Genomic DNA, 23,656 nt, shown 5'->3' with positions numbered 1-23,656 from the left:
CTCAAACGCAGGTTGAAACTCCGACAAGAAACCGCGTCAGGTAAGCCCAAGTTCCGCCGCAATCAAACATTGATCGTTAATGGACAATGGTACCCGCCACCGTCGACACTGATCAGATGTAGCCGATCGGTATGATCACCAGCAGCATATAGACGATCGCTCTCAAGGTGGCCCAAACGGCGATCCCGAACGCCTTCAATCGCGAGATATTAAGTTTCCTCGCGAACCAGGCCGACTGGACAAACACGAACCAGGCGACGCCACCGCAGATGATGGCGGCGCCGATCATATTGTTGAGTTCAGGTCGACGCAGGAAGACATCGCCGGCCGCCACGAAGGCAGCGCAAAAGGCCGCGAGATAGCATTGCGCGTAGAAGGGCGCCCGCAGCGTTTGCCGGCTGAGCTTCTTGCCTTGTCTGCGCACAAGGCTGGATGCCGCAATCAACGGGATCAAGCTGAAAAGCAGCGTTCGGAACAGGGTCAGATTCTGCTGAGTCGCGGTGATCGTCTTCAGCATCGAAGTCGTTGCGTCTGGCGGCGGGATATGGACAGCGGCCGAGATCAGGTTTGACAGCAGGATCGTGACCATCAGCAGCAGTGGCGGGCTGAGCGCGTCGTCGTACCGATGCTCGTTGTCATCGCTCTGCTCGCGATCTGAGTATTCCATCGCTTGCAGGGGATGAAGCATGATCCGGCCGAGCGTCAGCGGATAGAAGATCAACCAACTGGCCGCTTCGAAGATAAAGTCTTCGAAGCTCTTCAGAAGCTTCATAAAGTCCATGACAGCCTTGCTGAGCGATCGGTTGATAGGCCTTGTCGGCACAGTCGCAGGACATGGGGCGCCGCACAATCCACAGCTGACACGCATTAACCCATGTCGCGCAATCATGCGGTTGACGCCTCTCGGCATATGAGAGCTACTTCTCACCGAACGGTTGCATCTCATGGGCGTTGGACCGACCGGCGCCGGGTGAACTTCCCCTGCGTCGTTCGGGAGCGTTGCGATGAAAGCTTCGAGCGAGCTGTGGCGCATACGGATTTCGGCGATCCTCTGGTTCCTGCTTATCGTCGGAACGCTGTTAAGCTTGCCACTGCTCTTCGATGTCGGCTGGTGGGCGGTGCTGATCCTGGCGGCTATCGCGATCGTGCTCGCTTTGCCGATCGCCTGGATCATGCGCCGTCTGAGTGCGCGGCAGCGGAGCGAGGCCTGGCGGGTGTCGCTGATCGAAAGTGCACTCGCAACCTTCGGCCTGCTGTCGATCCTAGCTGCGACACCGATCTATTTTCTGGCGTTCAACGCCAGCCTGCGCCCGGTGACCGTGCCCTTGGCCACGCTCTCGAATGGCAAGAAGACCGTTGTCTTCCAGGGCATGATGCACATCGGGACGGAGAGCTTCTACAAAGGTGTGGTCTATGATCTGGAACGCGCCCTGACTGAGGGCTACGTCATCTTCTACGAGGGCGTGCTTCCCGACCCCAGCGCGGAAGCGTGGTTCAGCAAAACGCTTGCCGGCGGCGGTGATCTTTCCGCGAACTATACGGCGTTGGGACGCGCCTGCGGCCTCGATTTCCAGATGAACTATTTCACTCTGTTGGACGTGGATAAGGCCGCGCATCCCGAGCGCCACATCGCCGCCGATGTCACCACGGGCGACATGAAGCGCGAGTACGAACGCCTTGTCAGCACCGACCCCGCCTTCGCCGCCTATGCCCGCTCGGCTGACGTTCAGAAGGACCAGACGTCCGGGACCAATGTCGCCAGGGCTTTGGCGTGGCTGGATCAGACGACCCCCGGTCAGCAGGTTCTGATCGGCACAGCCTGCCGCGGTGTCTTGAACATGATCACAGCGCACGACGACGAAAGCGATCCGATCAACAAGGTCGTCATCGACTATCGAAATCGCGAACTTGCAAGGCGGATCGCTCAGAGCCCTTCAGACAAGATTTACGTGACCTATGGCGCGGGGCATCTGCCGGGTCTGCTGCGGGATTTGAAAGCGATGGATCCGGCTTGGGAGATCAAGTCTATCAAATGGGAGCGGACCATCGACGCACCCGAAACCTTGAGTGGAAAGCTGAAATGAACGTGGTGCACTTCACACCAGGTCGGCGAAAGAGGCCTGCCCCACCGACGCGCGACTTTCCTTACTTCGCGGGCGATCCAGTCCAGATCAACGGCAAGGGTTGGCTGGTTCTCATGATCGCCCTCGCGGCCGCTTTCGCGCAGTTGACGCTGCTGCCGTTTGAAACCTTCCCGCTCAATTTCATCCCCGCCCTGATCTTCACCGGCCTGCCGCTCGTGGCTCTGATGGCGGTTACGGGCCGGCGCATGCCGGCCTTGTTTCGTCGGTTCGGACTGAAAGGCCTTTTCGCCGGTCTAGGGTTTGCGCTTCTGACGATCGCCAGCTCCATGATCGTTGGGCTGGTCGTCTCGCAGTTTATTGACCTGGCGCCGAATACATCCGTGGCGAATCTCGCCGCTGCCGGTTCAATGGATCTCGTGCTGTTTCTAGCCCGAACCTTCATCCAGTTGATCGGCGAAGAACTCATCACCGTCCTGCCGCTGCTCGCCATCTTGTGGCTGTGTGTTTCCCGCCTGGGCCTGCCGAGACGCCGGGCGCTGGTCATCGCCTTCATCGGATCGACATTGCTTTTCGCCGGATTGCATCTGCCGACATACGATTGGAACGTGGTCCAATGTCTGGCGACCATAGGAACCGCCCGCATCGTGCTGACACTTGCTTACATGTTCACCCGCAATCTTTGGGTCTCCGCGACGGCGCATGTCGCCAACGACTGGTCGCTGTTCCTGATGTCCTTCATAGGCGGACATCTCCCGATCGGTACGGAGCCGACCTAGGCGTGCGGAACTCACGAGCGTGTTGTCCGCTCTCGTTCCAGGCGCGGATGGCCGTTCGTCTCCGAGCTTCAGGTGCAGGTGATTTTCAGCATTAGCCGTCGCCACAGCGCGACCTTGCGGAGACTAGATATGCGACCTTCAGCCTTTATCATGAGCCTGGCCCTGATCGCGCCGCTCGCCGTCCCCTTCTCAGCTTCGGCTCAAACCACGCCTTCTGACGTGCGCGACCTCGTCGGCGCGCGTGGAAGCAGCGGCGAAAGCGCCCTGACGTCGCGCGGTTACGTCAACGTCGGCTCAGAAGCCGGCGACGACAGAAGCTGGACTTACTGGTGGAACCAGCGCCGAGGTGTCTGCTTGTCAGTCGCGACGATGAACGGCCGCTACGACTCGATTGTCTCCACGCCTGCGCCGGATTGCCGTCGTGGCCGTCCCACGACCCTTCCCGGCCCTGTAGGCGGACCGGTGGACGGACGTCCCACCACACTGCCGGGACCGGTCGGCGGCCCGGTCGCCAGCGGAAGAACGGAGACGATCCGCTTCGACCGCGGCGCCTCGTCAGCAACGCGTCAGGGCACGGTGTCCGGCTATGAGACCGTGACCTATCTAATCGACCTACGCGCCGGTCAAACGTTCACAGTAAACCTGCGAACTTCGAACCCCTCGAGCTATTTCAACGTCACGGCGCCCCGCGCAAACCAGGTGCTGTTCATCGGCTCGACCAGCGGCAACCGGTATCAGGGACGCACAGCCGTGAGCGGCACTTACAAGATCGAGGTCTATCTGATGCGCAATGCCGCGCGTCGTGGCGAGCGCGCCAACTATACGTTGAACGTCGGCGCGGGCCGCTGAGGTCAGAGAAGCAGCAGGCACCCCGCGTCACGGAGCTTCGGTCGGTTCGTCAATGGCGTCCATTATCGTCAGAGATCGGCCGACCGAACCATGCCCGATCGGCGCCGGTGTGATCACGACCGTATCGCCTTGTCGCAGGCTCGACCGAAGGCGACGATAGAAGTCGTGCGGCGCGCGCAGCCTGCCAACCACAGCGGCGGTCAACTCTGACCCCGCTTCGGCCTCGCGTCCCGGCGGACCTGCGTAGAGCCATCGTTCCCCGCCACCCGGGTTCGAAGCCAGAGTCAGGACGTGCACCTCTCCGTCATGATCATCGAGACTGACGGCGCTCCGCCCGATTTCCACGCCGTTTCGCAGGACAACGGCGACCTGGTCAGCCTTTGACACAATCACTGTGGTCGGCCCCGTTTGTTGCCGTTCGGGCGTCCATCGCCATAGCGCATCAGAGGCAAGCGGCTCGGAAAGCCGCCCGTCTGCCGCGAAGGGCGCCAAAACCCCGGCGGGAACAGCGCCCACATGCCGCGCCGCGTCGCCTGCTATCACGACCGTCACGCTGAAATCTGTCGCTCCATAGAGCAGGCGCGCAAACTGCAGCGGGAGATGCACGCAGCCATGGCTTTCTGGAAATCCTGGCAGGCCGCCCGCATGAAGCGCGACGCCGTCCCAGGTGAGCCGCTCCATGTAGAACATCGGCGCATTGTCATAGGTCGTCGAATGGTGCCGCGCGTCCTTCTGGAGAATTGTGAAGACACCCGTCGGGGTCTCGTGCCCGGGTCGTCCCGAGGAGATCGTGCTGACACCGATCCGCACACCGTTGCGATAGACGGTGGCCCTCTGATCCGACAGGTTCACATAGATCAGGATCGGCCCGGCCGTTGCGATCTCTGGCGCCCAGACCCACTCACCGGGTTGAAGGCGTTCTGCCGCCCGTGCGAGATCAACGGCGGAACTGGCAGGACGACCCTGCGCCATCGCAGGCTCGACGGCGACAAGGGCGGCGAGCATCGCGAGGACGGCCGATGCCATTGCGCGACGGCTGTGTCCCGACATACTCATGTCCGATCCCCCGGGCTTTGGTGCTAGTCCCGTGAAAGCCTATGCGCGCCGACGTCCTGTCACAACGGCGCTTTGGAGAAGCGCATGAGCATCATCGTCGCAGTCACGAGCCTCTGGATGACGGCGCAGGCCGTTCCGCCGCCGATGGAACAGACGACCGCAGACTGCGATCGGCCGGTCTATGCCTCTGATCGCTTCATCTGCGCCGATCCAGATTTGTCCCGGCAAGAGCAAGACATCGCCCGCCGCTGGCAAGCGGCCGAAGCAGCTTTGCCCGAAAGCCCTTGGATCGAACGCCAATCGGCTTGGTTCAAACGACGTGCGATGTGCGCCTTTCAGGAAGATCAGGGCGCGTGTCTTCGGGACGCAAATTCTGAGCGCGAACAACTCTTCCGCGCACTTCTCGATCCCGCCGATGGGGCGCTGAGAGCAGCCCGATGCGTTGGCGATGGACGCCGCCAGACGCTTCGGCTCGATACGCGTGGCGGCGCTTTTGCGGCCTATGGAGACGAAGGGCTCGCCTGGGTGGCGGGCCCGAAGACCGCCGGATGGTCCCCCTTCAACCGCATCATTTCAGGCCGCAATATGATGATCCAGCGACAGGATGGCGTGCGGATTTCGTGTCGATTTACCCGCTGACGTCTACTGCGCCGGACGCTTTGCTACAGACACCAGAACGACCCCTTCGTATTCGCCGACCACCCGGCCTGCCGCTCTGACCCGCGGGTCCTGCATCGCGTTGCGCGGACAGCCAAGCAGATCGGCGCTATCATCCAGAAGCTCTGACGTGGCGAAGGTTTCGCCGAGAAGCCGGCACGGCCCACCTACGTAGGGGTAGCCGCCTTCCATAACTTTCAGTCCTTCTGGGAATACAAACTCGTCGGATGCCATGTCCGTCGTCGAAGCGCACGCGCCGAGGAGTGCTGCGGCAGCGCCAGCGAGAATGAATGCGCGCATGGAAAATCCCTAAAAACTGGAAGGTCGTGGAGCAAACAGTGCATGTCATGTTGGCGGCCGCAAGCGCAACCTGCCGACTGTTCGTCCCGCCCTCCGCAACCTGGTGTCATGGCCCAGACCCGACACTCCGAATGTCAGCTATGAGTCAAAACCGGCGCTTGGAAGCGATTTCTGAGAAACGCCAGGGGCGGACATCGACGCAGCCGACCACGCGCTGACGTGGGCGTAAGCGAATCCCTATCCTTCAATTTTGCTAGTGCATTAAGGACGCCGTCCTTGACGATGCGACGCCGCCTCCAGCGGTGAATAGATGATGACGCCACGACATTGTGGCGCCCTCCCAATCTCATTGGGCGGGAAAATATTGAAAAGCTGGAGGATATTATGCGGACCTATATTATTGCGGCGGCGACTGCCGCTGCGGCCTTGCTGGCGATGCCGGCTGTGTCGAGCGCACAGACCAATGTGACCGTCTCGACCACGGTGACCAACTTCTGCGGCATCGGCCTGGCCAATGTTGCAGGCGGAAACGTCGCGGTCGCCAACGGCGTACGTCAGAAGGTCACCACATTGCGGATGTCGTGCAACGCCGCCACCGGCGCCAAACTGACATCAAGCGCCGCCAACGGCGACTTCAAGTCGGCGGCAGGCAAGCTGATCAACTACGATTGGGATCTGTCCGTGCCGGAAATCCCCAGCCTGGGCTTTGCGGCCAACGACACCTATCCCGGCGAACCTGCCCAAGTCACCAACTCTGGCGGCTACAGCCAAAAACTGGCTGACGGCGTCTTCGGCGATCTGTTCCTGAACCTCTGCTACAACGTCCCCGGCGGCAGCGGTGTGGGCGGAACGCAGGGCGATCCGAGCAACCCCGGCTCTTCGGGTTGCGCTGCCTCCCCCTCGGGTCCCGGCGCCGCCTCGGCTCCGGCCGGCACCTATACGGAAATCTTCACCTTCTCGCTCGATCCCGCCTGATTGCAGCGAAAAAGGGGGCCGACTTCGGTTGGCCCCCGGCTTCTTTTTGAGGAATTCTGACAAGATACGGGGCAACCAATGACACGTCGTGCATTCGCTACGCTGATGGCCGCAACGGCCTTAACGACAGTTCTGATAACAGGGACGACGATGCCGGCCAGGGCCATGGACGTGTCGCCCATGGTGTCCAAGATCACGCCGTCCGGCGGCGGATCCAGCTATCGGATGACCGTCAGGAACGACAGCGCCACACCGGCGACGGTCGAGATCGAGACCTATCGCATGCAGGTCGATGAGACCGGCGCCCGGTCTCTGGTCGAAGACGACAAGGACATCACAGTGTTTCCTGTCCAGTCCGTCATCCCGGCCAATCGCGAACAGGTGATCCAGGTCCGCTACACAGGTGACGCGACCGAAGAAGGCCGTATGTATCTGGTCCGCGCAGCTCAGTTGCCGATCAATATGCAGACAACGCCCAGCGACGGCGGCGTCGGCGCTGACATTCAGGTCGCCTTCACGATCAATACCTATGTGTTCGTGGCCCCGCCCAGAGCGCGCGCCGAAGTGCAGGTCACTGCGGTGTCGCGCGAGCCGAACGGCGACGTCATCCTGACCGCCCATAATTCTGGGACCGGCTTCGCCTATATCCGTGAGTCCAGGATCATCCTGAAGACGGTGGACGGACAGTCGCATGAGGTGCCGGCCGCCGAAGTGGATGTCGGACAGGTCAGCGTGATCGCCGGCGGCGCCACGCGGCAGGTGAAGATACCGGCGGCCCTGGCCGCATCGGCATCCGGCGACCTCACCGCTTCCATCGTGCTGCTGTGAGGGCCGGCGATGGCCCGCAAGTCCTTTAAGGGCGGGCGGTCCGGAGCGCGAGCCGCATTCCGCCGCATCGGGGCCGTCGCCTGCATGGGCGGCGGCGTGGCCACCGTGGCGCACGCCGGGCCGATCCAATTGACCGATGAGGTCATGCGCACGGCCCCCCATTACTATTCCGCCGTCGTCGCGATCGAACGAAACGAAGGCTCCGACGGTGCTTCGGACCGCTCAGTCTCGGCCCCAACCTCGCTTCTATCCGCAGCATCCGACGGCCAGGACCAGTCTCCGTCAGTCAGGCCGTCTTCGATCTTTACGCCGATCCAGGGGCCGCTAACGCTCGACGGCAAATATCTTGGCGACATCAGCGGCTCGGTCGACGCCCAGGGCCAAGGATTAGTGGATGCGACAGCCCTGCTGGATCTGTTGAAGCCTCAGATCGGGTCCGAACTCTTCACCGTCTTGTCAGGCCGGATCGCGACACAGACGAAGGTCAATATGGCGGACCTTGTCACCGACACCTTCTCTCTAACCTTCGATCCCCTTTCCCTGACCTTCGTGGCGACATCCACGCCGGAAAGCCGAGCACGGCGCGATGTCGGCTTCTCCCAGACCGCGGTGATCGACCCTGCCGCCTTCGATCAACCGGCGGACTTTTCGGCTGGCGCGAATATCACCCTGGCCCAACTCTACTCCCACACCGACACTCGTTTTTCGCCGCTGCAGGGCGGCGTCGACTTTTTCGCTAACCTCGGCGGGTTTGACGGCGTCACGCTGACCACCGGCGTCGATTACGACGGAAACAACGAGCAAGGCCGCTGGCAGCGCCGCGAAATCCGTCTGACCAAGGACATCTTCAAATCCGCCGTGCGTCTGACCGCTGGCGAGTTTGCGCCCCCCATCGACAGTTTTCAGGGCTCCCAAAGATTTTTGGGGCTATCGGCCGCACGCGCGTATTCAACCATTCGACCATTCCAGAACGTGCGTCCCGCAGGGCGCCGCCAGTTCATCCTAGACCGTCCGGCCTTGGTCGTCGTCGAGGTCAACGGCGTGGTGGCGGAACGGATTCGCCTGGACGCCGGCCCCTACTCCATTGGCGACTTTCCCTTTGCGCAAGGCGCCAACACGGTTCGCCTGCTCGTCGAGGACGACAGCGGTCGGCGCGAGATCGCTGTGTTTGACCTGTTCGGCGGCGCCGGGCTGCTGGATCGCGGCGTGTTGGATTTTGGCGTGTCGGCCGGACTGCTGGAAGAAGGCGGAGATCTACAATACGGCTCGACGCTGGCCGCGAGCGGCTTTGTTCGCAAGGGCCTGTCCGATGTTCTGACCGTCGGCGTCAACGCTCAAATCGCCGACCGAAAGGGGCAAGCCGGCGCGATAGCGACATGGGGTTCCAAACTGGGTCTGATCCAGCTGAGCAGCGCCGCCAGCCACAACGGCGACACCGGAAGAAACGGCCTCGTCGCCTCTGTCGACTATCTCCTCGAAAGGACTTTGGGCAAGACCGCTGATGCGCGCCTTGTGGCGTCGGCCCAAGCGACCAGCCGCTATTTTCAGAGCGCCTTCGACCCGTCCGCCTTCAACAACGAGAAATGGCGCGCCGCCGCGCGGCTGCTTGTCCGTTTTCGTGATTATTCGATCAGCGGCGGCGTCGCCTTCGTAAAGGGTCGCGAACAAAAAGATCGCACCGATTTCAGCCTGGGCCTGGGCCGCACTTTCCGTCGTTTCGCGGTCAATCTGGCCTGGCAGCGCGGGTCCACCGAAGATGGCCGCGACGAGGACCGGTTCGGACTGACGCTGACGTCGCGCTTCGGCGGGCGCTGGAGCACCACCGCGCGCTACGACACCGACAACGACCTGCGTGAGGTTGGGGTGTCACGCGCATCTTCGGGCCGCCTCAACGACTTGAGCGGCGACCTGCGGCTGTCGCAAGATCGAACCAACCAAGCGATCACGGCGGACCTGCGCTACATCAATAATCGGTTCGACGCCGAACTCGTATCGAACCGGCTGGTTTCGTCCGAGCCCGGCGGGGTCACGCGCCAGGAGTCGCTGTGGCGACTATCGACGATGATCGGTTACGCCGGCGGCGCCTTTGGCGTCGGACGTTCGGCGCGCGAGGGCTTCGTCATCGCAACGCCCCACCCTACCCTGTCCCGTTCGCGCATCAAGCTGACGGATTCCAGCGGCAATACGGTCGCGCACAGCGGATGGCTGGGTCCGGCTCTGGTCGGGTTGGATCGCGGCTATGGCGTCAATCGCTACGAGATCGAGGCCGATCCGTTGCCGCAGGGCTATGACCTGGGTAGTGGCGTCATCAACATCTTCCCGGGCTACGGCAACGGGTACCGCTTCGTGGTGGGTAGCGACGCGTCGCGCACCGCGCGAGGCGTCCTGATGTCCGCCAATGGGCCGGTCGCTCTGGCCGGCGGCGTCATCCAGGCGGCAGGCGCTCCGGCCGATGCCGAGAGCAAGCCCTTCTTCACCAACCGCTCCGGGCGTTTCGTCGCCGATGGCCTGGCTCCAGGTCGCTATCGCCTCGTGATCCAGGGCGCCGTGGTGGGAGAATTCGTCATTCCCGAGAAAGTGGAAGGAACAGTCGATGTCGGCGAAATCCGCACGTCTCCCCCGCCGCCTTAACCGCGGGGGGCGAGGGAAACACAAGAGACCACACCTGACCTGGTCCGACGCGGCGACACTGGCCGTCTCGCTGGTTCTGGCGGCGATCCTGACCGTGACCGCCTCAAAAGCGAGAGCCTGCGACCTTGCCCTGAGCCAGAGCCCCAGCACTGTCGTCATCAACTACAATCCCTTCGCTGCGGGACCGTCGAGCGGCGCCATCGATCTGGGCCTGAAGAACCAGGCAGACGAGGTCTGCGAGCTGCGGTTGTCCGTCGTGGACGACGGCGGGGCGATTGTGTCCGGGCTGGCCCTTGGGGGCGTAGGGGTGCAGTTCCGCCCGCGAGAGGCGTCGGGGCTTCAGACATCTGACGTCGAGCCTGGCGTCTTCCGCTACACTCTCGCAGGCAAGGCGACAGGTCAGGCGCAGCTGGACGCCGCCATCGTCGTGGACGCCGTGCCCGACGCCGGAACCTACGCCAGCGACTTAAAGCTGCTGATCAAGGACGCCGATGGAACGGCTTTGCTTGCCCCAATCCCGGTCCGTATGCAGTTGGTCTCCACGCCCCGAGCACAACTGAATGTGGCTGGCGCCGCCGGCGCCTTTGGTTCGGGTTCCAGTGTGGAGGTGGTCGATTTCGGTGACGCCTCTACCGGCCTGACGCGGCGCATCTTCATCCAGGTCCGCGCCAATGCGCCGTCGGTCATTGCGATCACGTCCGAACATCGCGGCCTGATGCAGCGTCAGGGCGACGCGGAGACCACGTCCAGCGTCGCCTACGCCGTCGAGCTGGACGGGACGCCGGTCGATCTACAGGCGCCCTGGACGAAGGAGGTCGATCCGCCCCGCACCCTCGCCGGCATATCGCTGCCGATGCTGTTCACCTTGGGCAAGATCAAGGATCAAATGGCCGGTCGCTATCAGGATGTGCTCGCCATCGACATATCGCCGCATTGAGGCTGGGAGCCAGGACGTCAGAGTCACACCGTCCAAGACATCACAGCTCCACCCTTGCAGCTATAGGTTGCTGCGCCTTGCTCCGACCTTCAAGGATTGGGACGTCTCCGCCGTCATCGCATGAGTTGGATGGCGGTGATGGCGGAGGCCGTCAGGCTGCGCGTTCCAAGCTTGGCGTAAATGCTGCGCAGATGCGACCGTATCGTATGCTCAGAGGCCTCACTCTCTCTCGCGATCTGCTTTGGACATTGGTGGTCGCAGATCTCACCGAGGATTTTGGATTCCGTCCGCGTCAGACTGAATTGGTGGGCCAAGGTCTGAAGCGTTTGGGGGCTCGCCGTTACGCGAAGATGGAACGACATCACCAAGACCCCGCCCATCCTCCTGATGCAAGCGGCGCTCAGCTCCCCATCACGAAGCCTCACGATCAGACGGAGCACCGTTTCAGGCTTTGTCTTAACGCAAACGATCAGGCGCTCTAGTTCCTGGTCGCTCTGACAATCGCCCAATCTGAGCTCCCCTGCCGGCGACAGGTTCAACCGACCATCGGCGATGAGCGCTGCACCGCGGATATTCGCGCATTTGAATCGCCCCATCAGATCCAGGACGACACCCGGATCTTGATCGACCTCAAACCAGATTCCCAGGCCGTAGTCTTCGCGACGCTGGGGCAAAGAGAGTACGGCGGGCGGTTCAACCGGCGGCCTTCTATCCAATTGCGCCATTTGACCCTCCACGCCCGCGCCAAGACGAACCGGCGTTAGATGACCCAGCATTGCGGGCTGGCGCTTGACGGTGATCAAATTTTTTCTTGTCCGCCGTGTAGAGCTCGATCCTTCAGCGCAAGAACCTGACCGCCTCGCAGGCCGGTCTGGGCATCATCCGATCACCAATCCCAAGGCGCGAGACCGCACACTGGACGCCGGGCGAAACCGGCCCCCTCCGGCAGCTCGAGCACCCTGCCATCGACCAGGAGACAGGCCGAGCGACCCTAATCTCCCCAAACGAAATCATCGACATCGCCTGTCAGGCAGCGCGATTTCACCGAGGGCGAGCAGACGGGTCTACCCGATCCGATCCCGTCGATTGTCGATCCCATGTAAAAGCATCGACGCGACAATCGTGGTCCGCCTCCGCCCTCAGGGCAGGTCACCGGATCAGTCAGACCCGAGGTTTCCCTTAATCGCATGTCTGGCTCGGCGCGCGTGAACGGGTGGCGGACGCGCGCCGGTTCGAGTCGGGGCCCGTTCCAGACGATGCGGGGCTGGGGAATGGCGTGGGTCAGATGACCACTGGGCCGAACATCGACACGCAATAGGTGTGCTGCTCGCCCGCCCCTCCGGTCAAACTGACATAGGCGCCCGGAAGGAAGGACGCGTCGTCGAAGCGGAAGCCGATTTGGTCATCCTTTTCGCCGGGGTCAAAATCCAGTATCCATCGATGGTTCGAGATAGGGCGCAGATGGCCGAAAGCGACCGTCTGGCCGCCTTCGAAACGTCGAATGCGACAATGCTCTCCAGCAGCCTTGCATCCTGCGGCGTCGAGCCGGCCGTCATGATCAACGACCGCAATCAGATCGTACCCCGTTTCGGGGTCGCCGACGGGGTGGCCCGGTTCACGGGCGAGCGTCAATCGGATGTGCGCGAGCGTCGGGCTCATCGCCGTTCCTTTTGGATCAATGGGTCAACAACAGGCAGACAGGGCTATGGGTCATAAGGGAGCGGGTCACGCCGCCGAGCGCCCATTCCCTAAGCCGCGCGTGACCGTATCCTCCAGCCACTACGAGATGCGCCGACTTCGCTAAAGCGAACTCCAGGATTTGCGTGGCGGTGGATCGAAGCGCTCTGACGCGGACCTCGGCCGACGCCGAGACGTCATGTCGTCGCAAATGCTCGACCACGTCTGCAGCTCCAATTTTCGCTTCAGCCTTCCCCTCCTCCAAACATAGGCAAAGGACCTCAACCGCGTCCGCTCGTTTTAACAACGGCAGGGCGGCGATCACTGCGCGCTGGGCCTGAGCCGTATCCTTCCAAGCCACGACGGCGACGCCGCCGTCCGGTGCTGGAGGTGGGCCGGGCGGTAGCACCAGCACCGGCCGACCGATCGATCGCCATCAAGGCGTCGGCGGGATCCAGATTATGATAGGGAGAGCGCTCGTGGTTGCGCCCGACGATGACCAGGTCGGCGGCCCGGGCCGCGCGAGCGATCAGATCGGCCGGGAAACCCACTTCGCCGCGCCATTCGGTTCGGTCCGCACAGAAGTTCGTGAGTTCGCTGAATCGCGTCCGCGCCGCCTTCACATCGCTAAAGGCGCAGTCTCGCAGCAAGGTCAGAGCTTCGCCGACCATGGCGCCGCCTGCATCCGCGCCGCTGAGATCAGCCTCGGGCACGCTTCCAGACAGGCCGATAAGGCGCGCGTCCAGACGGCAGGCCAGATCGATGGCCAGGGATACGCGCTCATCGCTTTCCACACCGATCAACGTAGACAAGTAGGTTTCGATAACTCATCGCCAGCGCTCCGTTTGAGAAATGCGCTAGACGCCAATCGTGGTCCATCGGCCTTGACCACGGTCAAACCGACGCCCGGAAACGAGGCCACGATCAAAGCTCCCGGATGAGCTCGGGCGTTCATTTGACCCACGGCGCAACCGCAGCGCCACTGACTAGGCCCTATCGGAGGCGGTGTCCCCACTCGCCCCAAGAGCTCATTCCCAACGAAAAAATCGAAGCCGGCCGCGGCGGAATTCGCGAGCCCTGAGCCCGGTCCCGATCGCACAGCGACGCACTCGCTGCTAAGCCCAGGCGGGCCGTTGCGCGAAAACCGCCTTGTAGGCGCGGACAGCCGCCTTCGTCGTCTTGCGGCGACCGGGAAACGACGTCTCTCCCGGCTCATTGATCTGCTTGAGCAAGGCCACGCCGCTTTCGCGATCCGTCAACTCGCCGAGCGCCGTCTGAAGACGTTCCAATGTCATCAGCGACGCTCCGATCTCGCCTCGCGCTTCTGCGCTATCAAATAAAGGGGCGAAGACTTCTGTCGCATATCGCAATGTCTTGGCGGAGATGCGGACCGCGTGGCGGTCAGCCGCGTCCAGATGGCTGAGATGTGCGCCGCGTCGTTTCAGACGGCGTCGACAATGACGAAGGCGCAGGGTGGCGAAGGGTTTGATGGGCTGACGCCTTGCCTCTGCCGTATCGGGTTTCCACGACCAGTATCCGTTCTCAAGCCAGATGATTAGATCCAGAAGGAGGTCGCGCGACGTCTCGGCGATCAGGCGCGACCGGACAGCATCGTACAGAGGTCTGCGGCGCGCTTCCAACCGCGCCGCCAGATCCGAATCCTCAGTCCCCTGGATCAAAACGTCGAGATTGCGGGCTTCGCCGAACAATCGGATCGCCGCCTTCAGGCGCTTTATGATTGCGTGTGACTCCGGGTCGTCGATCAGAGGCTTGAAGACTGATAGTCCAGATTTAAAGCGCCGCAGGGCTACGCGGCACTGATGCAGCGTTTCGGCGTCAGGCCTCTGGAGAAGGTTCGCTTCGTTGAGCCGGTAATGGCGCAGGCAGGCGCGCCCCATCGTCTGCAGCGTTTCGGCTGCGGTGAGCGCGTCCGTAATCGCCAGTCCTTGGGCCTTCACGGCCCCTGCAGAGACCGGATTCGTCAAATCGTATCCCCGCTCAGCCTTGCTCTGAAAACCAACGCGAACGGGGAGCCTCAGGCTAAGAGCCTTCGCCAGATCGAACAGCCCGGCGACGCAGCCTGATTTGAGTTCAATCTCAAGTTCCCTCACGGCGGACTGGAGACCACCGCCCAGAATCGCCCCCTGGTCGAACACCAGTTCGAGCTCAGCGTTCCCTTCTAAGATCCGCCAGCGCTGGCGGTTGATGTCGGTCGTGAATTGGGCGCGAAGCGGGGCTCCGACAATGTCCGCCCCCAAGAGCCCGCCCCCAAGCGTCAACATCGAGGCATCCAGTAAGGGGATGTCGTCGTGAACTTCGCGCTCTATCTCCGGTCGTTTGAAGAGCCCATTCCCCCCGCTACGCTCGACCTTCAGAGTCTGCAGGCGTCGCGAACCGTCCTCTCGGATTCGTAGAGTGACGCCGGCCTGCCAAAGTCGTCGATCATCCGTATCAAAGTAGGTCGACACGAGCCGGCGCTCGTCGAGCGGCAAACCGTAACGGGACATCAGCAGGGTTCTGGCGTCCGACACGCTCAAGCCGTCGAGGTCCAACTTAAGCTCTGTTTCGATCATGATGGACATGTCGATCAGGCGAGAGCTTGGCCGGACGCGGCGAAGATCACCGCTCTTGCGGTTCGGCATTCCAAGACAGGTCCAGCCCTTGAGCGGCGATCGTTAGGTGGAAGCCTTGCGCGCGTGTGTGGATCTGGGTCTTCACTCGCTGGCTGTTTCGCAAATCGGTTGGTCCTCCCCCGCGCGCCTCGATTCCGACTGAGACAGAGACGCCCGGGAAAAGCTTCAGCCGACCCGAGAGGATAGACGTCGGCAGCCCTCTGGATCGACCGAGGGCTTATTCCGAAAGGTTTGAGGAACCCGATGTCGAAAGAGCACGCCGTGCCGCGATACACCAGGCGTCCACTGGACAGAAACGCGCCCAGTCCGGCCGAGATAGGTCCGGCGTGGAACCTGGCGGTAGCGGACGAGGTAGGACGATACTGACTGGGCGTCGCTCTCGGCCCAGCACCGGTCAGGTCGGTTCGAACGGCGGATGTTTGCATTGGAATCGCTCCGATAACCGCGGCGACCCTGCGACAGGGCGATGATCGCCGTCTTGACCGTGCTCAATTCCTGAGCGCGCGGGACGCGTTGTTGGGATGCCGGTCTGACCCGAATTCAATCCCGGGCCGGAACATCCCCTCCGTCGAACTCAGAAGGCTACCGGCGCCAGGCTTGCCCGGGCTCCGACGCTATGGTCCGTCATTTTGATAACCGTCAAAACATGTGGAGCGAACGAGGGCAGAGTATCGCCGTCGGCATCAAGCCGGCGTCGATGATCGAACACGGCGCGACAGGCGCAAGATGATGAGAGCTCTCGTTTATGGCGGCCCCCGACAGATGGCGTTGGAAGACCGACCCAGGCCCGACATCGAGGCGCCCGGCGACGCGATCGTCAGGGTCACGAAAACAACGATCTGCGGCACAGACCTTCATATCCTGAAAGGGGACGTCGCGACGTGCCTGCCCGGCCGGGTTTTGGGACACGAGGGCGTCGGCGTCATCGAAGACGTCGGTAGCGCCGTAACCACCTTCAAGGCCGGGGATCGGGTCCTGATCTCCTGCATATCGTCTTGCGGAAGGTGCCAAGACTGCCGCCGGGGCCTGTGGTCTCACTGCGCGACCGGCGGCTGGATCCTCGGCAATACGATCGATGGCGCCCAGGCGGATTATGTCCGCATTCCTCATGCCGAGACCAGCCTCTATCCCATCCCGGCGGGCGTGGATGAGGAGGCGATGGTCATGCTCAGCGACATACTGCCGACCGGATTCGAATGTGGCGTGCTCAACGGGAAGGTTTCTCCAGGCTCGACTGTGGCGATCGTCGGGTCAGGACCGATCGGCTTGGCCGCCCTCCTCACCGCCCAACTCTATTCTCCCGCCGAGATCATCATGATCGATCTGGACGATCATCGTCTGGAAGTGGCCCGCCAGTTCGGCGCAACCCGCACTATCAACAGCGGAGACGGCAAGGCCGCGGAGGCGGTTATGGCGCTCACGGGCGCTTGCGGGGTCGATACCGCCATAGAGGCCGTGGGAACGCCGGCGACCTTTGAGCTCTGCGAAGACTTGGTGGCGAGCGGCGGGGTGATCGCCAATATCGGCGTTCACGGCACGCCGGTCCAGCTACACCTGGAACGTCTCTGGTCTCAGAATATTGCCATCACGACCCGTTTGGTGGACGCGGTCTCCACACAGATGCTGCTGAACACAGTCCGGTCGGGAAAGATCGATCCGTCGCCGCTCATCACTCACCACTTCTCGCTGGACGATATTTTGAGCGCGTATGAAACGTTTGGTCGCGCCGCTGAGACCAAGGCGCTCAAAGTCATCATCAGCCCGTGATCCGTCCACCAAGCCCGCGGGCGACGTGATGCGCGCGATAGCGTCCTGTTACGCATGCCTTTCACGCATCGCATGCCCTTCGCCATGGCCGTAAAACCTGGGGCCGCGGGCACGATCGATTTCTTAGGTCGCCGAAGGATCTACGACGCTTTCAAGCCCGCGGCCAAATGCTGCGTTCGCATGAGCGGGGCCGATCGCGAAGGCATGGGTGTGACTGCGACCCTCCACGACCGCGATCGATGCGATAGTGACGGGCCGCACCTTGACGATCGCGACCGCATCCTGCTGCGGACAAAAGAGATGCAGCTCGGGATACCGTCGCCACAGAGCCTGGTTGATATTCTCGATCTCAAGGGGGTCGAAGATTTCTGCGGCGCGTCCAGTGATCGACAGCCCCACCGCATCGCCGTGATCGCCCATATGCCGCCGAATGGCCACGCCGACACGGGGGTCTCGGGTGATGGCGGCCAGCTTGCCGCTGTCCCGGCCGGTAATGAAATAGAGATTCAGACCCGCATTGAGATAGCCCACTGTGGTGGCGCGCGGCCAGCCATCGGGACCGATCACGGCCAAGGTCATTTCGCGTTGGCTGTCGAGAAGATCCAGGATGGCGGCCGTAGCGGAAGAGTGCAGGCCCGGCAGCGGGAGTTCGCTTTCGCCCGGATGCGGCGCCGTCGAAGGATTCGAATTGTCGATCATGATCGCGCCTTGTCAGCGGAAGCAAACCGTCAGAGTTGCGAGGGTCGCATGACTGACGTCTCCGCGAAGCCCGGACCCTAGGTCGGACGTGCGTCTCGATCCTTGACCGTCGTCAAGGCGCTGACGCGCCGCTGGATGTCATTGGATCTGGTCTGGAGCACCGTCATGGCAATCAAAAGTCTTCTGGTCAGCGCCAGCGGCGATCCCGGTCGGGACGCTCGCCGGAACCTGGCGTGCGACCTGGCGTCAGCCTTCGACGCCCACATCCTAGGCATTGGCGCGAGCGCACTCGTGTCTCTGCCGATCGATCCTTATGGCGTGAACGCCATGTCGGGACAGTTGCAGCAGCTTTATCGCGAGATGGCGGAAACTGACATTCGCACAAGCAAGGCTCGGTTCTCCGAAATCGTGGGCAGGCGCGCGCCGCAATCGATTTGGCTCCAGGCGATCGACAACCCTGCGACTGTCATCAACACGGCGGCGAAGGCGGCGGACTTGGTTCTGGTCGCCGCTCATGGCGTCGGCGCCCCCTCACGCGCGCCTCGCGCAGTCGATGTCGTGACTGGCTGCGGGCGCCCGGTTTTAGTCGTCCCCAAGACGCCCTTCCAATCCCCGCTTGATCGCCCCGCCATCGTGGCCTGGAAGGACAGCCGGGAAAGCCGCCTTGCGGCGGCGGCGGCCCTTCCGCTGCTCAAGAAGGCAAGCGAGGTGCAGGTGGTCTCCGTTTGCGAGAAGGCGGATGTCGCCGCGTCTGAAATCGGACGCGAAGCCGTGATCGCCTGGCTGTCGCGCCACAGCGTTCGGGCGACCCTGTCGACCATCGTCAAGAACCAGGTCCCGGCCGCGCAGCGCCTGCTGGACTACGCCGCCCCAATGGGCGCCGGCCTGATCGTGGCGGGTGCCTATGGCCATACGCGATTGACGGAATGGGTTCTGGGAGGGGTGACGCGATCGCTTATGTCGGACAGCCACATCTGCGTCCTGACGGCGCATTGAATCGGGAGTCCTTATGTAGACTCCCCTAGGCGTTCGCGCCGATTACCCCCGGGCCCGCAGCATGGGCATAACGGTCTTACGTCTTCGGAACGAGGCCATCATGCAGGTTCAAACCTTATCGCCCACCTCTCCCGCGATCCCCCGCGCGCCGGCCGTGCCGGTGCGTTTGAGAGATCGTGGCGTGTTTACTCTCACCTATTCGCCTGGAGAGCCCATCTATGTTGAAGGAGACGCTCCGCATTCCCTTTACAGGATCGTTTGCGGCGCCGTCCGTACGGTCCGTCATTCGATCGACGGCCGAAGACAAATCGGCGGCTTTTACTACCCCGGCGATCTGTTCGGCCTCGACGGCGAGGAAGGTCACGCCTACTCCGCGGAGGCTATGTGTGCGACCGAGGTTGTCGTGTGTCGTCAGAAGGCTCCGGCTGAGGAACGCTCCGATCGCACAGACTATTGCGCAGCCATTGCAGAGCTTAGCCGGACGCAACACCACCTGTCGCTGCTCGGACGACGGTCGGCCAGCGACAAGGTCGCGAGCTTTCTGGTTGATATGGCGCGTCGCGACGGGTCGGACGTCGCCAGTCTTCCGATGAGTCGCCAGGACATGGCCGACTATCTAGGCCTCGCCATCGAGACCGTGTCCCGTGTGTTGGGTCAGTTTCAAATCCAGGGCCTTGTGGTGTTCGTCTCCTGCAGGGACTTCCAGATCGTGCGCGGCGCCGCCCTCAACCGCCTGGCCGCCTCTTAAGCGCCGCGTCGGCCGCAGCCCACTGAAAGGCACGGGCGCCTTAGGGGCGATCGCCGTTCCCGATAACCCCGGTATACAGCTTGGGATTGAGGGGCGAGGCGTGCTATGGTGCTTGATTGCTCAGCAGCTTCGACGCCACAGGCTCCAACGTGCGCTCGCCGAGACCCCCGCCCCCGGATTATGCCGCGCGCCCCGGCTATGTCATCGCGCTCATCGGCGCGGTCTGTGCGGTCGGCTTAAGAGAGACGGTAACGCCCTACTTCGGCAGCCGGACGTTTCTCTTGTTTTATGTCCCTGTGGTTCTCGTTTCGGCCACCTTGGGCGGACGCTATCCCGCGCTTCTCGCGGCTGGACTTTGCATCGGCCTTGGGGCCTTGGCGCTCGACGGACGCGTCATAGATGACCCCGCCAATCGCATTGATCTGGCGACTTTCATTCTATTGAGTCTGCTGATCGCCTTTGCGGGGGGGCATTTACGACGCCAAGCGCGCGAAGCCGCAAACCGCAGACTTCATTTGGAATCCATCCTGAGAACCGTTCCCGACGCGATGGTCGTGATCGATGAACGGGGGGTCATCATCTCGTTCAGCGCGGCCGCCATTCGCACCTTCGGGTGGTCCGCCGAAGAGGTTGTCGGACGAAACATAACCCTGCTGATGCCGGAACCCGACCGTTCTAAACATGACGGATACCTCAACGCGTTTCGAACGACTGGCGAACACCGGATTATTGGCGTTGGCCGCGTCGTAACAGGCTTGAGAAAAGACGGATCGGTCTTTCCGCTCGAACTGTCAGTCGGCGCGACAGGCGGTGATGCGGGACGCTACTTCACTGGATTTATGCGCGACCTGACGGAGCGTCGGACCCAAGAGACGAAAACGCAGAGCCTTCAGGCGCAGCTCGCCCATGCGGGCCGTATCACCGCCATGGGCGAAATGGCGTCGACCTTGGCGCATGAGATCAATCAGCCCCTGACCGCCGTCGCCAACTATATGCAAGGGGCCTCGGCCCTGGTCGAAAGCGGCGATCCAGACCTTCGCCGATTGAAGACAGCCCTCGACGCCGCCGCCGACCAGGCGCTTCGCGCAGGCGAGATCATTCGCCATCTGCGCGCCTTTGTAGACAAGGAGCAGGCGCCGAGAACGCTGATCGCCACAGAGGTGCTCGTTCAGGAGGCTTTGACTTTAGCTCTGATGGGCGTCAGCGAACATCAACTCCGGCTTAAACTCGATCTCGAGGCCGACCTTCCGAAGGTTTTGGTCGACCCGATCCAGATCCAGCAAGTCATAGTCAATCTGGTGCGCAATGCGCTCGACGCCATGCCAGCCCCCCCAATACCGATGCTCACGATCCGCAGTCGTCAAGACCTGAAGCGCCGGCATGTGGCGATCACGGTCGCCGACCGCGGGAGCGGTTTGCCGGCCGCCACGGTCGGACACCTGTTTGAACCCTTCGTTTCGGGCGGCGGCGAGGGCCTGGGGCTCGGCCTGTCGATCTGCCGCACCATCATAGAAGCGCATGGCGGACGTCTCACGGCCCGCAATCGTGCTCACGGCGGCGCGATGTTCTGTTTCACCCTTCCCTTCATCCCTGAGGGTGATCATGCCGCCTAAACTGACTGTCCATATCGTCGACGATGATGCCGCATTGCGCGCGTCGCTCGCCTTTCTGCTGGAAACCCAAGGATATGATGCTCAGCTGCATATGTCCGGCGAGGCCTTCCTCGACAGTCCCTGGGTCTGCTCGGGCAGTTGCGTGCTTACGGACGTTCGCATGCCGGGAATCGATGGCCTCGAGCTGATGCGGCTCATGTCAGACCAGCGACCTGCTCCACCGGTGATCATAATGACGGCGCACGCCGACGTGCCGCTGGCTGTCCAAGCGCTACGCGCGGGCGCCTTGGACGTTCTCGAGAAACCCTTCGACAAGACGCGTCTCTTTGAAGCCCTGGCGCTGGCGCTCGCGCCCGGCGTGACCGATACGGCGAGAGCTGGACAGGAACGGATCGCGAGCCTGTCGGGCAGGGAGCGAGACGTGCTGCATGGGATCGCCGCTGGAAAGTCCAACAAGACGACAGCGCTGGAGCTCGGCATCAGTCCGCGCACAGTGGAAGTTTACAGGGCCAAGCTGATGGCGAAGGCCGGCGTCCATACCATGGCGGAGCTTATGCGCTTCGCCGTCGCAGCCGGGTTCTGATAGGGCGATCGGCGGCATCGTTTCGGCGCCCCGGATGTGTTCAGCCGTATGCGGCTGCGAGGCGTTCGCCGTGCGTTCGCAGCTCCTCAAGCAAGGTCTTGATCTTCTCGCGTTCCATATCCGGATGGATGCCGCCGATATTGTGGTGACCGATTTGTTCAAGGCCCGTCACAGCAGCCAGGTGATCGTCAAAATGACGACGCATCGCGACCCAGGCGCCGGAACGCTCGATCCAAGCTTGAGGGGCGCCGGAACTGGTGAGGCTGAGAAGCTTCTTACCCGTCAGGAGCGGTTGGTTGCCGCCTTGACGGATGGGCGAATAGCCGAATCCCATGCCGAACACGCGATCCACATACCCTTTCAAGATGGCGGGCGGTGCATTGAACCATAGCGGATAGACAAGGACGAACACTTTCACGTCAGAAAGCGCGGCGCGTTCAGCGACGACGTCCGGACGGACCTGAAAACCATGGTGGTCAGGGAGTTCTCCGGCGTGAAGGCGGGGGTCGAAGCGCATCCGATACAGGTCGCGTATGACGGCCTGCGCGCCTTTGGAGCGCGCCCCGTCAGCGATCACTTGGGCGACGCTATGGGTGAAACTGCGTCTTCGCGGATGCGCAGTGATGATGGCGAAACTCATGAGTGTTCAAATCCCGTGATCATCGCGGCCCTTCACAGCGCTCAACCGGCGATCGTGACCCGATCCTCCACCATCGTCACGCCAGGCGCCGACCACGCCGCATGTTCGATCGTCGAGCGATCGGACCAGGCCGCGACCTTTCCCTCCAACCTGACCTTGTGGCCGTCTACAAAGACCCGGATCTTGCCGGCGTCGACACGCGATTGCCGCTCCAGCGCGTCCTCGATCCGCCTGTGCACATTGTCTGCCTGGACCTTGGGCTTGACCTTGATCTGGTTGGCGACCGCCCGAACGCCGTAAAGCCCTTGAACGACACGCTCAGCCGTCTCGCGCTCGAAATTCCAGTCGACCTCGCCGGACAGGGTGACGCGCCCATCCTCGACCTTCACCTGAATGGCGTCACGAGGAATCGCCGTATTCCATTGCATGACCCTCAGGGCGCGTTTGGCGATCTCGTCGTCTTTGACGCCGATGTCGCCGAATGGCCGAACCTCAATCTCCTGGGCGACCCCGCGGACCCCGTTGATCCGGAGGGCGGACCGTTCCGCAGCGGTCTTCTCGGCATAAGTTCTCACCGCGCCGCTCAACGTTACGACGCCGTTGGCGACGGCAACGCCGATCTCACTCGCGTCAATGCTGGGTTCCCACTGAAGCTCGGCCTCAACGCGGGATTGGAGGGCTGTGTTTTCCATGATGTTGATCCTCTGGAGGCGGACGTCGGTCCGACACGGACCGATCCGCCAGAACCCTGCGCTATTCATCGGGCTGTGGTTTGATCACGGTCAAATCAGCGGCGTCGGCGAGGCGGAGTTGCGCGCCTCAACCCTCAGGGCCGCACTATCCAGTCGCCTACCAAGGACGCTGATGTCGCCCATCATCGCACGCCGTCCGGCCGTTGATCGGCCCCGGAAGCCCGTCCCATCAACAGGCGAATGACAGTGAGGGATATACGGCCCGGGGCCTCGCGCAGATTCCTAAAGCAACCGCTCAACCGGGGCTTGACCCGCGTCAAAGCCAGACCCGAGCCCAAGCGCCAATCTGGTCACGATCGGAGCGCATCATGCCGGGAGAACTTGCGGACATCCTTTGCGAAGCCTTAGGCATACTGCTGGCCCTCGGCGGGCTCGCCTTCAGTCTCCGCCTGCTGGCTGTGGGACCTCGCATGCGGACGACACGCCGCCGCCGCCGACTTCTCAAGGGACGGATG

General features: G+C 62.5%; 23 protein-coding genes. 13 read left to right on the top strand and 10 right to left on the bottom strand.

Translation table 11 applies throughout. The features are described 5' to 3' along the window. Positions 1-112: 112 nt before the first annotated feature. A complete protein-coding gene (locus ASF31_RS04760; protein WP_156355869.1) occupies positions 113-772 on the bottom strand; it encodes a hypothetical protein in 660 nt (219 codons plus the stop codon). Positions 773-1,004: 232 nt separating this feature from the next. On the opposite strand from ASF31_RS04760, the gene ASF31_RS04755 reads away from it, so the two are divergent. The 3 genes from ASF31_RS04755 (at position 1,005) to ASF31_RS04745 (ending at position 3,709) form a co-directional block, all read left to right on the top strand. Then, positions 1,005-2,084, top strand: coding sequence for a hypothetical protein (locus ASF31_RS04755; RefSeq protein ID WP_055753582.1), 1,080 nt, complete (start codon positions 1,005-1,007; stop codon positions 2,082-2,084). Then, a complete protein-coding gene (locus tag ASF31_RS04750; RefSeq protein WP_055753581.1) occupies positions 2,081-2,860 on the top strand; it encodes a CPBP family intramembrane glutamic endopeptidase in 780 nt (259 codons plus the stop codon). The genes ASF31_RS04755 and ASF31_RS04750 overlap by 4 nt, the downstream gene beginning before the upstream one ends. A gap of 150 nt (positions 2,861-3,010) precedes the next feature. Continuing rightward, complete coding sequence (locus ASF31_RS04745) at positions 3,011-3,709, top strand: hypothetical protein (protein ID WP_055753580.1); 699 nt, start codon at positions 3,011-3,013, stop codon at positions 3,707-3,709. A 27-nt stretch (positions 3,710-3,736) separates the two neighbouring features. On the opposite strand, the gene ASF31_RS04740 is transcribed toward ASF31_RS04745, so the two are convergent. Continuing rightward, positions 3,737-4,735 carry a L,D-transpeptidase family protein gene (locus ASF31_RS04740; RefSeq protein WP_235551246.1) on the bottom strand — a complete coding sequence of 333 codons (999 nt, stop codon included), beginning with the start codon at positions 4,733-4,735 and terminating at the stop codon, positions 3,737-3,739. A 114-nt stretch (positions 4,736-4,849) separates the two neighbouring features. Between ASF31_RS04740 and ASF31_RS04735 the strand changes: the two genes are divergently transcribed. Beyond that, positions 4,850-5,404: a hypothetical protein gene (locus ASF31_RS04735; protein WP_055753578.1), complete on the top strand. Its 555-nt coding sequence runs from the start codon at positions 4,850-4,852 to the stop codon at positions 5,402-5,404. 3 nt (positions 5,405-5,407) lie between these two features. Here ASF31_RS04735 and ASF31_RS04730 read toward each other — a convergent pair whose 3' ends face one another. Continuing rightward, the gene (locus ASF31_RS04730) at positions 5,408-5,722 is read right to left on the bottom strand and encodes a hypothetical protein (RefSeq protein WP_156355866.1); all 315 of its coding nucleotides are present in this window, start codon (positions 5,720-5,722) and stop codon (positions 5,408-5,410) included. Positions 5,723-6,106: 384 nt separating this feature from the next. On the opposite strand from ASF31_RS04730, the gene ASF31_RS04725 reads away from it, so the two are divergent. From ASF31_RS04725 to ASF31_RS04710, 4 genes are all read left to right on the top strand, one after another. Further along, a complete protein-coding gene (locus ASF31_RS04725; RefSeq protein WP_055753576.1) occupies positions 6,107-6,697 on the top strand; it encodes a hypothetical protein in 591 nt (196 codons plus the stop codon). 165 nt (positions 6,698-6,862) lie between these two features. Continuing rightward, entirely contained in the window at positions 6,863-7,525 is a 663-nt protein-coding gene (locus ASF31_RS04720) for a fimbria/pilus periplasmic chaperone (RefSeq protein ID WP_055753575.1), read from the top strand. Positions 7,526-7,534: 9 nt separating this feature from the next. Beyond that, positions 7,535-10,156, top strand: a complete 2,622-nt coding sequence (locus ASF31_RS04715) for a fimbria/pilus outer membrane usher protein (protein WP_156355864.1) — start codon at positions 7,535-7,537, stop codon at positions 10,154-10,156. A 94-nt stretch (positions 10,157-10,250) separates the two neighbouring features. Further along, complete coding sequence (locus ASF31_RS04710; protein ID WP_156355863.1) at positions 10,251-11,093, top strand: hypothetical protein; 843 nt, start codon at positions 10,251-10,253, stop codon at positions 11,091-11,093. 113 nt (positions 11,094-11,206) lie between these two features. Here ASF31_RS04710 and ASF31_RS04705 read toward each other — a convergent pair whose 3' ends face one another. The 4 genes from ASF31_RS04705 to ASF31_RS04690 form a co-directional block, all read right to left on the bottom strand. Further along, a complete protein-coding gene (locus ASF31_RS04705; RefSeq protein WP_055753572.1) occupies positions 11,207-11,896 on the bottom strand; it encodes a LuxR C-terminal-related transcriptional regulator in 690 nt (229 codons plus the stop codon). A 478-nt stretch (positions 11,897-12,374) separates the two neighbouring features. Beyond that, complete coding sequence (locus tag ASF31_RS04700) at positions 12,375-12,752, bottom strand: hypothetical protein (RefSeq protein WP_055753571.1); 378 nt, start codon at positions 12,750-12,752, stop codon at positions 12,375-12,377. A 299-nt stretch (positions 12,753-13,051) separates the two neighbouring features. Beyond that, positions 13,052-13,582 carry a hypothetical protein gene (locus ASF31_RS14550; protein ID WP_162233931.1) on the bottom strand — a complete coding sequence of 177 codons (531 nt, stop codon included), beginning with the start codon at positions 13,580-13,582 and terminating at the stop codon, positions 13,052-13,054. A gap of 303 nt (positions 13,583-13,885) precedes the next feature. Further along, on the bottom strand, positions 13,886-15,352 hold the full coding sequence (locus ASF31_RS04690) for a CYTH and CHAD domain-containing protein (protein WP_055753569.1): 1,467 nt from the start codon (positions 15,350-15,352) through the stop codon (positions 13,886-13,888). Between the two features lie 813 nt (positions 15,353-16,165). Between ASF31_RS04690 and ASF31_RS04685 the strand changes: the two genes are divergently transcribed. Further along, a complete protein-coding gene (locus ASF31_RS04685; protein WP_235551245.1) occupies positions 16,166-17,170 on the top strand; it encodes a zinc-dependent alcohol dehydrogenase family protein in 1,005 nt (334 codons plus the stop codon). 123 nt (positions 17,171-17,293) lie between these two features. Here the strand turns inward: ASF31_RS04685 and ASF31_RS04680 are convergent, their stop codons facing one another. Continuing rightward, positions 17,294-17,869 (bottom strand): pyridoxamine 5'-phosphate oxidase family protein, encoded by a 576-nt coding sequence (locus tag ASF31_RS04680; RefSeq protein ID WP_082465016.1) that lies wholly within the window; start codon positions 17,867-17,869, stop codon positions 17,294-17,296. Between the two features lie 165 nt (positions 17,870-18,034). Between ASF31_RS04680 and ASF31_RS04675 the strand changes: the two genes are divergently transcribed. The 4 genes from ASF31_RS04675 (at position 18,035) to ASF31_RS04660 (ending at position 21,809) form a co-directional block, all read left to right on the top strand. Next, entirely contained in the window at positions 18,035-18,865 is an 831-nt protein-coding gene (locus tag ASF31_RS04675) for a universal stress protein (protein WP_156355862.1), read from the top strand. Between the two features lie 100 nt (positions 18,866-18,965). After that, on the top strand, positions 18,966-19,613 hold the full coding sequence (locus tag ASF31_RS04670) for a helix-turn-helix domain-containing protein (RefSeq protein ID WP_055753567.1): 648 nt from the start codon (positions 18,966-18,968) through the stop codon (positions 19,611-19,613). A 116-nt stretch (positions 19,614-19,729) separates the two neighbouring features. Then, positions 19,730-21,226 (top strand): PAS domain S-box protein, encoded by a 1,497-nt coding sequence (locus ASF31_RS04665; protein WP_235551244.1) that lies wholly within the window; start codon positions 19,730-19,732, stop codon positions 21,224-21,226. Beyond that, positions 21,216-21,809 carry a response regulator transcription factor gene (locus ASF31_RS04660; RefSeq protein ID WP_055753566.1) on the top strand — a complete coding sequence of 198 codons (594 nt, stop codon included), beginning with the start codon at positions 21,216-21,218 and terminating at the stop codon, positions 21,807-21,809. The genes ASF31_RS04665 and ASF31_RS04660 overlap by 11 nt, the downstream gene beginning before the upstream one ends. Positions 21,810-21,849: 40 nt before the next feature. Here the strand turns inward: ASF31_RS04660 and ASF31_RS04655 are convergent, their stop codons facing one another. Together ASF31_RS04655 and ASF31_RS04650 are read right to left on the bottom strand one after the other, a co-directional pair. Continuing rightward, the gene (locus ASF31_RS04655; RefSeq protein ID WP_055753565.1) at positions 21,850-22,449 is read right to left on the bottom strand and encodes an NAD(P)H-dependent oxidoreductase; all 600 of its coding nucleotides are present in this window, start codon (positions 22,447-22,449) and stop codon (positions 21,850-21,852) included. A 41-nt stretch (positions 22,450-22,490) separates the two neighbouring features. Continuing rightward, a complete protein-coding gene (locus ASF31_RS04650; protein ID WP_055753564.1) occupies positions 22,491-23,141 on the bottom strand; it encodes a BON domain-containing protein in 651 nt (216 codons plus the stop codon). Positions 23,142-23,656 lie beyond the last annotated feature (515 nt).

It is taken from the genome of Brevundimonas sp. Leaf280 (genome assembly GCF_001422455.1).
GTDB lineage: Bacteria > Pseudomonadota > Alphaproteobacteria > Caulobacterales > Caulobacteraceae > Brevundimonas.
Note: the sequence above shows the minus strand (reverse complement) of the source record. Positions and strands in the feature narration are given on the sequence as shown.